Annotated in this window: 2 protein-coding genes; both read left to right on the top strand. The window is 66.4% G+C overall.

The genetic code is table 11. The annotated features are described in order from the left end of the window. Positions 1 to 3 precede the first annotated feature (3 nt). Positions 4 to 6,480 (top strand): amino acid adenylation domain-containing protein, encoded by a 6,477-nt coding sequence (locus QCL65_RS17255; protein ID WP_407310822.1) that lies wholly within the window; start codon positions 4 to 6, stop codon positions 6,478 to 6,480. Then, entirely contained in the window at positions 6,473 to 14,344 is a 7,872-nt protein-coding gene (locus QCL65_RS17250; protein ID WP_407310820.1) for an amino acid adenylation domain-containing protein, read from the top strand. The genes QCL65_RS17255 and QCL65_RS17250 overlap by 8 nt, the downstream gene beginning before the upstream one ends.

Raw genomic sequence — 14,344 nt, 5'->3', positions numbered from 1 at the left:
CAGGTGCAAGAGTTACTCGATTCGGTAGCGTCGCTTTCGTCCAGGGAGCGCAAGGCGCTGGCGGTTTTGCTCAAACGCCAGGGGGTGAATTTGTATGGGCTGACGCCCATCACGGCGCGGTTGCCCGATGAGCCCGCGCTGCTCTCCTACGCCCAGCAGCGCCAATGGTTTCTCTGGCAACTGGCCCCCGACAGCTCGGCCTATAACATCCCGGTCGCCCTGCAGCTGTCTGGCGAACTCGACCTGGCGGCCCTGCGGTGCAGTTTCGACAGCCTGATCAGCCGCCACGAAATCCTGCGCAGCACCTTCTGCGAGCAGGGCGAACAGGCGGTTCAAGTGGTGCACCCCGCCGCGCCCTGTGCCTTTGTGGAAGAAAGCGCCAGCGGCCTGGACGATGCAGACTTCATTCGGGCCTACGTCGAGCCAGAAGTGCAACGGCCGTTCGACCTGCAAACCGGGCCGTTGCTGCGGGTGCGCCTGCTGCGCCGCAGCGAGCGCGAGCACGTTTTGTTGGTCACCGCCCATCACAGCGTCAGCGATGGCTGGTCGACGCCGCTGATGGTCGAGGAACTGGTGCGCGTTTACGACGCCGCCAGCCAGGGCAGGGCGTTGCAATTGCCCGCGTTGCCCATCCAGTACGCCGACTACGCGCTGTGGCAGCGGCATTGGATGGAGGCCGGTGAGCAGGAGCGCCAACTGGCCTATTGGAAAGCCCAGTTGGGCGAGCAGCAGCCGGTGCTCGAACTACCCCTGGACCGCCCGCGCCCGGCGCAGCAAAGCCACCGTGGCGCGCGCCTGCAGATCGCCTGGCCAGTGGGTTTGGAGCAGCGCCTCAAGGAGGTCGCCCAGGGGCACGGGGCGACGTTGTTTATGCTCCTGCTGGCAAGCTTTCAGGCGTTGCTACAGCGCTACACTGGCCAGGCGCAGATCCGCGTCGGGGTGCCCACGGCCAACCGCAACCGCCGGGAAACCGAAGGTTTGATCGGCTTTTTTGTCAACACTCAGGTGCTCAAGGCCGAGTTCGACCTAGGGCTGACGTTTAGCGCGTTGCTGCAACAGGTCAAGCAGACGGTGCTCGGCGCTCAGGCCCATCAGGATCTGCCGTTCGAGCAACTGGTGGAGGTGCTGCAACCGCAGCGCAGCCAGAGCCACAGCCCGTTGTTCCAAGTCATGTACAACCACCAACAGCATGCCGCCGCCAGCGTGCAGCGCTTGCCGGGCCTGGCGGTGCAGACCCTGGCATGGGAGAGCCGCACTTCGCAGTTCGACCTGACCCTGGACACCTATGAGCGCGGCGCTGAGTTCGGTGCCTCGCTGACCTACGCCACCGACCTGTTCGACGCCAGCAGCGTCGAACGCCTGGCCACGCACTGGCTGAACCTGCTCCACGGGATTGCCGCGCAACCCGAGCAGCGCGTCGCCGACTTGCCGATGCTCAGCGCCCGCGAGCGTGAGCAGGTGCTGCAGGGTTGGAACCCTGGCGCTCAAGCCTACCCACGCGAACGCACCCTGGATCAGTTGATCACCGCCCAGGCCGAGCGCACACCGGGCGCCCAGGCGCTGATCAGCGCCGCCGAGGAGCTCGACTACGCCGAGCTCGAGGCCCGTGCCAACCGCCTGGCGTGGCTGCTGCGCGAGCACGGGGTCGGCCCCGACGTGCTGGTAGGCATCGCCCTGGGGCGCGGGGTGCAACTGGTGGTTACCCTGCTGGCGGTGCTCAAGGCCGGTGGCGCTTACGTGCCGTTGGACCCGGACTACCCCAGCGAGCGCCTGGCGCATATGTTCGAAGACAGCGGCCTGGGCCTGCTGCTGACCAGCAGCGAGCTGGCCGCACGTCTGCCGATTCCGGCTGCCGTGCGCAGCCTGTGCCTGGACCAACTGGGCCAGGCCCTGCAGGCTTATCCGCGCGACCCGCTGCCGGCCCTGGCGGGGCCGCACCATTTGGCGTACGTGATCTATACCTCGGGCTCCACCGGGCGCCCCAAGGGCGTCGCGATTCGCCACGATGGGGTGGTCAACTTCCTCTGGGCGATGGCTGAGCGGCCCGGTTTGGCGGCAGGCGACAAAGTGTTGTCGCTGGCGTCGCTGTCGTTCGACATCACCGTGTTGGAGCTTTACCTGCCGCTGCTGCTCGGCGCTAGCGTGGTGCTTATCGAAGCGGATGAAAACAAAGACCCGCAGCGCTTGCTGGCATTGATTCAGCAGCACGACATCAACCTGGTCCAGGCCACCCCTTCGACCTGGCGCATGCTGCTCGACCAGGCCGGCCCCAACGCCTTCGCCGGGCGCAAAGCGCTGTGCGGTGGCGAGGCGCTGACCGCCGAGCTGGCCCAGCGCATCCTCGACCAGGGTGCAGAACTCTGGAACGTTTATGGGCCCACCGAGACCACCGTGTGGGAGGCTCTGGCGCCCATCACCCGGGCCGACCAAGTGTGGTTGGGGCGGCCGATCGCCAACATGGCCATGTACCTGTTGGACGCCAACTTCGAGCCGGTGCCCCAGGGTGTCGTGGGGGAATTGCACATCGGCGGTGACGGCCTGGCGCGTGGCTACCACCAGCGCCCGGGGCTGAGTGCGGAGCGCTTCGTGGCCAACCCGTTCGGTGCCCCCGGCGCGCGTCTGTACCGCACCGGCGACTTGGCGCGCTACCGCGCCGGTGGGGTGATCGAGTACATGGGGCGCTCGGACCACCAGGTGAAAATTCGCGGTTTCCGTATCGAGTTGGGTGAGATCGATGCACGCCTGCTCACCCATGCAGCGGTGCACCAGGCCGCGGTCATCGACATCGATGGCCCAGGTGGCAAGCAATTGGTGGGTTATCTGGTGCCCTGCGACAGCAGCCTGGTGCAGGCGCCCCAAGCCGCCCAAGACAGCTTGCGCCAGGCCCTCAAGGCGCACCTCAAAGCCACGTTGCCGGACTACATGGTGCCAAGCCACCTGATGCTACTGGCGCGCATGCCGTTGACCCCCAACAACAAGCTGGACCGCAAAGCACTGCCGCGGCCCGACGCCAGCCAATGGCAGCCGGGTTATGTCGCCCCTCGCAGCGAGCTGGAACAGGGCCTGGCGGCGATCTGGGCGCAGGTGCTCAAGCTTGAACGAGTAGGCCTGAGCGACAACTTCTTCGACTTGGGCGGCCATTCGCTGCTGGCCACCCAGGTGATTTCCCGCGTACGTCAGCAGTTGGCCGTGGAGCTGCCGCTGCGCAGCCTGTTCGAGGCCAGCGACTTGGCGGCGTTCGCCCAAGCGGTGAGTGAGGGCCAGCAATCGGCGGCCCCGGCGTTCACCCGCGTGTCCCGCGAGCAACCGTTGGTGTTGTCCTACGCTCAGCAACGGCAGTGGTTTCTCTGGCAGTTGCAACCGGCCAACAGTGCCTATCACATCCCGGCGGCTCTGCGCCTGCATGGTGAACTTGACCTGCACGCCTTGCAGGGGGCCTTCGACGCGTTGGTCGCACGGCATGAGAGTTTGCGTACCACCTTTGCCGAAGCCGGTGATTCGGTGGTGCAAATCGTTCACGCCCCGACAGCGCAGCCGCTCACCGTCCATGGCTTGGAGGGCCCCAGCCTAACTGACCTCGAAAGTGCTATCGAGCAGCGCATCGGGCAGCCGTTCGACCTGCGCCAGGGCCCATTGCTGCGGGTCGATGTGTGGCGCCTGGGCGCGGCCGAGCACGTGCTGGCGGTGACCTTGCATCACATCATCGCCGACGGCTGGTCGTTGCCGCTGCTGGTCAATGAACTGGTGCAACTGTATGCCGCCCAGGTGCAAGGGCAGCCCGCCGAGTTGCCGCCTTTGGCGTTTCAATACGCCGATTACGCCCATTGGCAGCGCCAGTGGATGGCTGCCGGTGAACGCCAGCGCCAGCTCGATTATTGGCAGGCGCAACTGAGCGGCGAGCCGCCGTTGCTGGCCTTGCCCAGCGATCGTCCGCGCCCGGCCGTGCGCGACAATCGCGGCGCCAGCCTGGACATCCGCTTCAGCGCGGCCCAGGCCGATGCCCTCAATGCGCTGGCGCAGGCCCAGGGCGTGACCTTGTTCATGCTCTTGCTGGCGTCGTTGCAAACCCTGCTGCAGCGCTATGCCGGCCAGCCTGAGGTGCGCGTTGGCGTGCCCATCGCCAACCGCCAGCGCGCCGAGACCGAGGGCTTGATTGGCTTCTTCGTCAACACCCAAGTGTTCAAGGCGGACTTCACCCAGGTGCAGACCTTCAGCCAGTTGCTCCAGCAGGTGCGCAATACCGCCTTAGAGGCCCAGGCGCATCAGGACCTGCCGTTCGAGCAGTTGGTCGAGGCCTTGGCGCCTGCCCGCAGTCTTAGCCACAGCCCTTTGTTCCAGGTCCTTTATAACCATCAGCAAGGCAGCGCCACAGCATTGCCAGCGCTGCCTGGTCTGCGCGTGGAAAGCCTGGCACGCCCCGCCAGCACGGCCCAGTTTGATCTGAGTTTGAACACCCATGAAAGCCCAGCCGGGCTCGGGGCGACGCTGATCTACGCCACCGACCTGTTCGACGCCACCACCATCCAACGCCTGGCCGGGCACTGGCGTAATCTGCTGCACAGTGTCGTCGCCAACCCCGAGCAACGCCTCACCGAACTGCCCCTGCTGGCCAGCGCCGAGCGCGCGCAGATCGTCCAGGGCTGGAACGCCACCGCTGCGGATTTCCCTAACCTTTGCCTGCACCAACTGATCGAGCAGCAAGCCCGCGCCACCCCTGAGCGCACCGCCTTAATGTTCGGCGAGCGCAGCCTCACTTACCAGGCCCTCAACGCCCAGGCCAACCGCTTGGCGCACAAGCTGCGCGAGCAGGGCGTAGGCCCGGAAAGCCTGGTGGGCGTGGCCCTGAACCGCAGCATCGAGCTGGTGGTGGGCCTGCTGGCGGTGCTCAAAGCCGGTGCCGCCTACGTGCCGCTGGACCCGGATTACCCGCGCGAGCGGCTGACCTATCTGTTTGCCGACAGCGGCGTGCAATGGCTGTTGACCGAGCAGGCGCTGCTGGCTGAATTGCCGACCCCCGCAGCGCTACAAACCCTGTGCCTGGACCAGCCTGAAGGTTGGCTGGCGGCCTACAGCGAGGCCGATCTGGCATGCCTGAGCAGCCCGCTGAATCTCGCTTATATGATCTACACCTCCGGCTCCACCGGCCGCCCGAAAGGCGCCGGCAACAGCCATCAAGCGTTGGTCAACCGCCTGCACTGGATGCAAAAAGCCTACGCCCTGGACGGCAGCGACACGGTGCTACAAAAGACCCCCTTCAGCTTTGACGTGTCGGTCTGGGAGTTTTTCTGGCCGCTGCTCAGCGGCGCCCGCCTGGCCATCGCCCAACCGGGCGAACACCGCGACCCGCAGCGCCTGGTCGAGAGCATCCAGCGCTACGCCGTGACCACGCTGCATTTCGTGCCCTCGATGCTGCAAGCCTTTGTCGGCCATGCTGAGAGCGCCACTTGCCAGGGCCTGCGCCGCATCGTTTGCAGCGGCGAAGCGCTGTCCGCCGAGTTGGCCCAACAAGCCCAGGCGCAATGGCCCGCCACGGCGCTGTACAACCTGTACGGCCCCACCGAAGCGGCCATCGACGTCACCCACTGGACCTGCCAGGCGCAAGAACGCATCAGCGTGCCCATCGGCCGGCCCATCGACAACCTCAAAACCCACGTGCTCGACGCCGAACTGCAGGTGGCCGCGCCCGGCTGCAACGGTGAGCTGTACCTGGGCGGCATCGGCCTGGCGCGCGGTTACCACCGGCGCGCGGCGCTGACCGCCGAACGCTTCGTGCCGGACCCGTTCGCCAGCCATGGCGGGCGCCTGTACCGCAGTGGTGATTTAGCCCGTTATCGCGGCGAGGGCGTACTGGAATACGCCGGGCGCCTGGACCACCAAGTGAAAATCCGTGGCCTGCGCATCGAGCTGGGTGAAATCGAAGCCGGGCTGCTGGAACACGCCGAGGTGCGTGAAGCAGTGGTGCTGGACATCGACGGCCCGGCCGGCAAGCAACTGGTGGGCTACTGGGTGGGCGGCGCCGACAGCGCCAGCCTCAAGGCGCACCTGCAACAGCGCCTGCCGGACTACATGGTGCCCAGCCATCTGCTCAACCTGGCCAGCCTGCCGGTGACCGCCAACGGCAAACTCGACCGCAAAGCCTTGCCGGTACCGGATGCCCGCGACGCCCAGGCCGAGTACATGGCGCCCAGCAGCGAAGTGGAGCAGCAACTGGCGGCGATCTGGGCCGATGTGCTGAAGCTGGAGCGGGTAGGGCGGCACGACAACTTCTTTGAGCTCGGCGGCCACTCCCTGCTGGTGCTCTCGGTGATTGCCCGGGTGCAACTAGCGCTGGGCCTCAAGGTGACACCGCAGTCCCTGTTTCAACACCCGGTGCTGGCCGATTTCTGCGCCAGCCTGCCGCTCGCCGACAGTGCTGGGCTGGACGATAAATTGCGCAGGCTCGACCTGTTCGCTGAAGAGCTGGAGACGCTCGATGAGTAATGCCGCAGCCTTGAACATCATCACCCGCTTCCTCAAGCTGCCGCTGGAAAAGCGCCGCCTGTACCTGCAGAAAATGCATGACGAAGACCTTTCGCCGGCGAACCTGCCGATCCCGCGCATCAGCGTTGGCCAGACGCAGTTGCCACTGTCGTTCGCCCAGCAGCGGCAATGGTTTCTCTGGCAGTTGGACCCCGACAGCAGCGCCTACAACCTGTCCTTGGCCCTGCGCCTCAAAGGCCCGTTGGACCTTGCGGCGTTGCAGCACAGTTTCCAGGCCCTGATCGCTCGCCACGCCAGCTTGCGCACACGCTTCGTCGAAGTGGCAGGGCAGGCGCTGCAGGTGGTCGATGAATCCATGTCGTTCAGCCTCGGCCGGCAGACCCTGGCCGCCGGCGAAGCGGCGCCGGCGGGCACCAAGGCGTTTATCGATGCCCTGGTGCAACAACCCTTCGACCTGGCCAACGGGCCCTTGCTGCGCGCCGGCCTGCTGCAGCTGGGCGACGGTGAGCAGGTGCTGGCCCTGGCGGTGCACCATATCGTCTGTGACGGTTGGTCGTTGCCGATCATGGCCGATGAGCTGGTGCAGGGCTATGCCGCTTATTGCCAAGGCCAACCCCTGGCCCTGGCCGAGCTGCCGATCCAATACGCCGACTACGCCCTGTGGCAGCGCCGCTGGATGGAGGCGGGCGAGCAGGCCCGGCAGTTGCAGTATTGGCAGGCGCAGTTGGGTGAGGAACACCCGGTGTTGGAGATCCCCACCGACCGCCCGCGCCCGGCCTTGCAGAGCCGTGCCGGGGCGACCCTGCGCATTGCCATCCCCGCCGCCCTGGGCCAGGCCCTGAGCAGCCAGGCCCAGGCCCACGGGGCCACCGTGTTTATGTGGTTGCTGGCGTCGTTCCAGGCCTTGCTGCACCGCTACAGCGGGCAGCCCCAGGTACGCGTCGGGGTTCCGGTGGCCAACCGTAACCGGGTGGAAACCGAAGGGCTGATTGGCTTCTTCGTCAATACCCAGGTGCTGGCGGCGGAGTTCGACCTGCACACCACCTTCATCAGCTTGCTGGGCGACTTGAAACAGGCCTCGCTGGATGCCCAAGCCCACCAGGACTTGCCCTTCGAACAACTGGTCGAAGCCCTAGCGCCCGAGCGCAGCCTCAGCCACAGCCCGTTGTTCCAGGTGATGTACAACCATCAGGTGCAGGCCCCCGGGCAGGCGCAGCGGGTGGCCGGCCTTGAGGTCGAGCGCCTGCCGGTCGAGAACCGCAGCACCCATTTCGATTTGACCCTCAACACCTGGCAAGATCCACAAGGCCTGGGGGCGTCCCTGAGTTATGCCCTGGACCTGTTCGACCCGGCCAGCGTCGAGCGCTTGGCCGAGCACTGGCTGCGCTTGCTTGAAGCGACCCTGCACGAGCCCGGCCGCCGCCTCAGCGAGTTGCCGCTGCACAGCGCCGCCGAGCGCGCTGCCTTGGCGGCCGAGGCGGGCCGGGGCGTTGGCCAGTACCCTTACCAACACAGCGTACACGCGCTGATCGCCCAACGCGCTGCCGCGGCCCCAGATGCCGTGGCCTTGCTGTGCGGCAGCGAGCAACTCAGCTATGGCCAACTCGAACAACGCGCCAACCGCCTGGCGCAGTATCTGCTGGCCGCCGGTGCCGGGCCTGGGGTGCGCGTGGCGGTGGCCGCCGAGCGCGGCGTGGACATGGTGGTCGGCCTGTTGGCTACGCTGAAAAGCGCCGCTGCGTTCGTGCCCCTCGACCCGCAATACCCGCCCGAGCGCTTGGCCTATATGCTGGCCGACAGCGGCGTCAGCCTGTTGCTGGAACGCCCCGGCCTGCTCGATAGCGTCACGGTGCCCAGCAGCGTGCAGCGCCTGGCGTTGCACAGCGGCGACGCCTGGCTGGGCGCTTATGGCGACGCGGCTCCCAACCTGAACAGCCCGGCCCAAAGCCTGGCCTACGTGATCTACACCTCAGGTTCCACCGGCCAGCCCAAAGGCGTCTGCGTTGAGCACGGCCCTTTGGCAATGCATTGCCTGGCCACGGCGCACAGCTACGAGATGACCGCGGCCGACCGCGAATTGCATTTTCTCTCGTTTGCCTTCGACGGCGCCCACGAGCGCTGGCTGACCACCTTGATCCAGGGCGGTAGCCTGTTGCTTCGCGACGACCACCTGTGGACCCCCGAGCAAACCTACACGGCGATCCGCGACTACGGCGTGACCATGGCCGGCTTCCCTCCGGTCTACCTGCAGCAACTGGCAGAGCACGCTGAACGCGTCGGCAACCCGCCGCCGGTCCGGCTGTACAGTTTTGGCGGCGACGCCATGCCCAAAGCCAGCTTCGAGCGGGTGCAAAGGTTCCTGCGCCCGCAGTTGATGATCAATGGCTATGGCCCGACCGAAACGGTGGTCACCCCCATGGTCTGGAAAACCCGCGCCAGCGACCGGTGCCTGAGCACCTACGCGCCCATTGGTGAATGCTGCGGCGAACGCCAGGCGTATGTCGTGGACAACGCCCTGGGCCCGGTGTTGAGTGGCGTCAGCGGTGAGCTGCTGCTGGGCGGGGCCGGCCTGGCCCGGGGTTACCTGGACCGCCCGGGGCTGACGGCCGAGCGCTTCGTGCCCAACCCCTTTGGCGCCCCAGGCGCACGTTTGTACCGCACCGGCGACCGCGTGCGGCGCCGTGAAGGCGGGGTGTTCGAGTACCTGGGGCGGGTTGACCAGCAGTTAAAAATCCGTGGCTTTCGGATCGAACCGGGGGAAGTCGAAGCGCAGTTGCTACGCCATCCTCAGGTCCAGGAAGCGGTGGTCTTGGCCCAGCCGGGCGCCAATGGCCTGCAACTGGTGGGCTACGTGGTTCCCGAGCGGTTCGACGCGCAACCCGCCGCCCAGGCCGATTTGCGTGAGCAGATCCGCCGTGAACTCAAGCAACACCTACCGGACTACATGGTGCCGGCGCACCTGCTGGTGATCGAGCGGGTGCCGTTGACCGCCAACGGCAAGCTTGACCGCAAGGCCTTGCCAGCGGCCGATGTCAGCCTGCTGTTGCAGGCCTATGCAGCGCCCGCCAGCGAGCTGGAGCAGGCCATCGCCGAGATCTGGCAGACGGTACTGAAGGTGCCGCGGATCGGTTTGGCCGATAACTTCTTCGAGTTGGGCGGTGACTCCATCATTTCCATTCAGGTGGTCAGCCGGGCGCGCCAGGCAGGTATTCATTTCACCCCCCGCGACCTGTTCCAGCACCAGACCGTACAAGGCTTGGCCAGCGTCGCCCGACGTGACGACGCCCGACCGATCGAGCAGGCGCCGGTGACCGGCGCGACGCGGTTGCTGCCGGTGCAACAGTGGTTTTTCCAACAGCCCATCGCGTCGCGCGCCCATTGGAACCAATCGGTATTGCTCAAACCCGCCCAAGCCCTCGACGCCGCCGCGCTAGAGCGCGCGTTGAACGGTCTCGTCGCCCATCACGATGGTTTGCGTCTGGCCTTCACGCCAGGCGTCGATACCTGGGCGGCCACCTACCGGCCCGCTCAGGCGGACGCCGACCTGTTGTGGCAGGCGCGCCTGCAGGGCGCCGATGAACTGCACGCCCTGGGCGATGAAGCCCAACGCAGTTTGAGGCTGGAACAAGGCCCCTTGCTGCGCGCGGTGTTGGCAACCTTCGCCGACGGCAGCCAGCGCTTGCTCCTGGCCATCCACCACCTGGTGGTGGATGGGGTGTCGTGGCGCATCCTCTTGGAGGACCTGCACACGGCCTACCAGCAAACCTTGCAAGGCCAGCTCGTGCGCCTGCCGAGCAAGACCAGCTCGTCGCAGGTGTGGGCCGAGCAGCTTAGCCAAGCGGCCCACAGTGGCCGCTTCGCCGCGCAATTGCCCTATTGGCAGACGCAACTGCAAGACGCCGAGGTGGCCTTGGCATGCCGCGATGCGGCGGGTTCGCAGCTCAACCGAGACCTCGTCAGTGTGCGCTGCAGCCTCAGCCAAGCGCAGACCCAGCGGCTATTGCAACAGGCCCCGGCGGCCTACCGGACCCAGGTCAACGACCTGTTGTTGACCGCCCTGGCGCGGGTCATGAGCCGCCATAACGGCCACGCCGATACCCTGATTCAACTCGAAGGCCACGGCCGTGAAGAGCTGTTCGATGACATCGACCTGACCCGCACGGTCGGCTGGTTCACCAGCGTCTTCCCGGTGCGTTTATCTGCGGGCGAAGCGCCTGGCGCGGCGATCAAAGCGGTCAAGGAACAACTGCGGTCGATCCCCGATAAAGGCCTGGGCTTCGGCGCCCTGCGTTACCTGGGCCCCGCCGAGACCCAGCAGGTGCTGGCCGGGCTACCGACGCCCCGCATCACCTTCAACTACCTGGGCCAGTTCGATGGCAGTTTCAGCGATGATGCCGAGGCCGCCCTGTGGCGCCCGGCGCCGGAGCGGGCGGGTGATGAGCAGGATGCGCAAGCGCCGCTGCCTAACTGGTTGGTAATCAATGGCCAGGTGTACAACGGCCAATTAAACCTGGGCTGGAGCTTTAGCCGCGAGGTGTTCGACATGGCGGCCATGCAGGCCTTGGCCGATGCCTATGTCGAGGAGTTGATGGGGCTGATCGAGCACTGCTGCCAAGCGCAAAATCGCGGCCTCACGCCGTCGGACTTTCCCCTGGCGAGCCTTAGCCAGGCGCAACTGGACAGCCTGCCGGTGCCGGTCGCGGCCATCGAGGATGTTTACCCGTTGTCGGCCATGCAGCAGGGCATGCTCTTCCACACCCTGTACGCGCCGCAACCGGGGCATTACTTGAACCAGCTGCAGGTAGCCATCGACGGCCTCGATGTCGAGCGCTTCCGCGCGGCCTGGCAGGCCGCCCTCGACGCCCATGAAGTGCTGCGCAGCGGGTTTGTCTGGCAAGGGTTGGACCAGCCGCTGCAAATAGTCTGGCGCCAGGTGCGCCTGCCGTTGCAGGTGCATGACTGGCGCGGGCGCAGCAACCTCGACGAGGCCTTGCAACAGCTGGCCGAGCAGCAACGTCAGCAGGGCCTGGACCTGGTACAGGCGCCACTGTTGAATTTGCAAGTGGTGCGGGTCGATGAGCAGCAACACCAACTGATTTTCACCTGCCACCATTTGCTGATGGACGGCTGGAGCAACTCGCAGTTGCTCGGCGAAGTCTTGACCCGCTACGGCGGCCAAGCCGTGCCGCGGCCGCTCAGCCGTTATTGCGATTACATCGCCTGGCTGCACGGCCGCGATGCTGCCGCCAGCGAAGCTTTCTGGCGCGCACAAACCGCGCAGTTGGCTGCGCCCACGCTGTTGGCCCAGGCGCTGCCCGCCGAGTGCCCGGGCAATGGCTTTGGTAACCACTATTTGCGCCTGGAGCCTGGCCAGACCCTGGCCCTGGGTGAGTTTGCGCGGCAGCAGCGGGTGACCGTCAATACCCTGGTGCAGGCCGCCTGGCTGCTGGTGCTGCAGCGTTATACCGGGCAACCCAGCGTGGCTTTCGGGGCGACAGTGGCGGGGCGTCCGGCTGAACTGCGAGGCGCCGAGCAACAGATCGGTCTGTTTATCAACACCCTGCCGGTGATTGCCGAACCCTCGCCGCAACTGCGTGTCAGCCAGTGGCTGCAGCAGGTCCAGGGGAAAAACCTAGTGGTGCGCGAGCACGAGCACAGCGCGCTGTTCGAAATCCAGCGCTGGGCCGGGGTGGCGGCGCTGTTCGACACCTTGCTGGTGTTCGAAAACTACCCCGTAGCCCAAGCCCTGCAACAGGCGGCCCCCCCGGGCCTGAGTTTCGGGCCGGTGCACAGCCACGAGCTGACCAACTACCCGCTGACCCTCGCCGTGGGCCTGGGCGAGCGCTTAACGGTGCACTACAGCTACGCCCGCGAACACTTCGACGAGGTCGCGATCCAGGCCTTGAGCGAGCACTTTCAACAGTTACTGCTGGCATTGGCGGCGCAGCCCGAGGCGTGCCTGGGGCAACTGGGCAGTGCGGCCCCCGCGCTAGCCCGCCCGTGCCGTCAATACCCTCAGGAGCAGTGCCTGCACCAGTTGATCGAGGCGCACGCGGCCCGCGCTCCGCAGGCGATTGCACTGACCTTGGGCGAGCAGCAGATGAGCTACGGCCAGCTGAACGCCCAGGCCAACCGCCTGGCGCGGCGTTTGCTCGCCGAGGGGGTGGGCGCGGAGGTACGGGTCGGGCTGGCCTGCTCGCGTAGCCTGGAAATGTTGGTCGGCCTGCTGGCGATCCTCAAGGCCGGCGGCGCTTACGTGCCCCTGGCACCGGAATACCCCAGCGAGCGCCTGGCCTATATGGTGGCCGACAGCGGTATCGAACTGGTCTTGGGCGAGCCAATGCTGCTCGAACAACTGGCCCTGCCAACGGGCGTACGCGGCCTGGCGCTGGACCCTACGCTATTGCTCGATACCACCCAGCAGGCCAGCGATCTCGGGCGCCCCGTGCATCCGGATAACCTCGCCTATGTGATCTACACCTCCGGCTCTACCGGCCAGCCCAAGGGCACACTGCTGCCCCATAGCAACGTGGTGCGGCTGTTCCAGGGCACCGACCATTGGTTCGGCTTCAACGAGCGCGATGTCTGGACGCTGTTCCATTCCTACGCGTTCGACTTTTCAGTGTGGGAAATTTTCGGCGCGCTGCTGCACGGCGGGCGCCTGGTGATCGTGCCCCGCGAGGTGGCGCTGGCGCCGGATGCATTCTGCCAATTGCTGGTGCGCGAGCGTGTCAGTGTGTTGAACCAAACACCGTCGGCCTTCCGTCAGTTGATGTGGGCCGCTTGCGCGGCGCCCAGCGTACCGGCCCTGGCCCTGCGCTACGTGGTGTTTGGCGGCGAAGCGCTGGAGGTGCGCAGCCTGCAACCCTGGTTCGAACGCTTCGGCGAGCAGGCGCCGCAGTTGATCAATATGTACGGCATCACCGAAACCTGCGTGCACGTCAGCTACCGGCCTTTGCGCCAGGCCGACCTGGCGCTGAGCGGCAGCCCGATCGGCGTTGCCATCGACGACCTGGCCTGGCACGTACTCGGCCCGGATGCCCAGGCCGCGCCCCAGGGCGCCGCCGGTGAGCTGCATGTGAGCGGGGCAGGGTTGGCCCGGGGTTACCACGGCCGCCCTGGCCTGACCGCGCAACGCTTTATCCCCGACCCCGCAGGCAGCCCGGGGGGGCGCCTGTACCGCACCGGTGACCTGGCGCGGCGGCGCTGGGACGGTGGCGTGGATTACCTGGGGCGGATCGACCAGCAGGTGAAAGTGCGCGGGTTCCGTATCGAACTGGGCGAAATCGAGGCTTGCCTGTTGCGCCAGCCTGGGGTGCAACAAGCGGTGGTGCTGGCCGAGACAGCCAACGGCGATACGCAGTTGCTGGCTTGGCTGGTGAGTACGGCGCAAGCGGGCAGCGAGCTGGAACGTCGCGATGCCCTGCGCGCCAGCCTGCGCCAACAGCTGCCGGAGTACATGCTGCCGACTCATCTGGTGTTCGTCGCGCAACTGCCGCTGACGGCCAACGGCAAGCTCGACCGCCAGGCCCTGCCAAGGCCGGACAGCAGTGCCCTGCAACAGGCCTACGAGGCGCCGGTCAGCGAGCTGCAGTGCCGCATCGGCGAGATCTGGGCGCAGGTACTGAAGCTGCAACAGGTGGGCCTACAGGACAACTTCTTCGAGTTGGGCGGGCATTCGTTGCTGGCCACCTTGGCCACTTCGCGGGCGCAACTGGCCCTGGGCCGCGACCTGCCGATTGCCCTGCTGTTCCAAGCGCCGACCCTGGCGGCCTATGTGCAGGCCTTGGAGGCCGAGGCAGGTGAGGGCAGCGCTGAACTGGACGAACTCAGTGACCTTCTGTCCGACCTGGAGGCGGTGTGA

Source organism: Pseudomonas sp. nanlin1 (assembly GCF_045571515.1).
Taxonomy (GTDB): domain Bacteria; phylum Pseudomonadota; class Gammaproteobacteria; order Pseudomonadales; family Pseudomonadaceae; genus Aquipseudomonas.
This window is presented reverse-complemented; position numbering and strand designations above follow the sequence as displayed.

Excerpts from the sequence above, each read along its gene's own strand:
- QCL65_RS17250 (WP_407310820.1), top strand. The coding sequence starts at position 6,473 with ATGAGTAATGCCGCAGCCTTGAACATCATCACCCGCTTCCTCAAGCTG.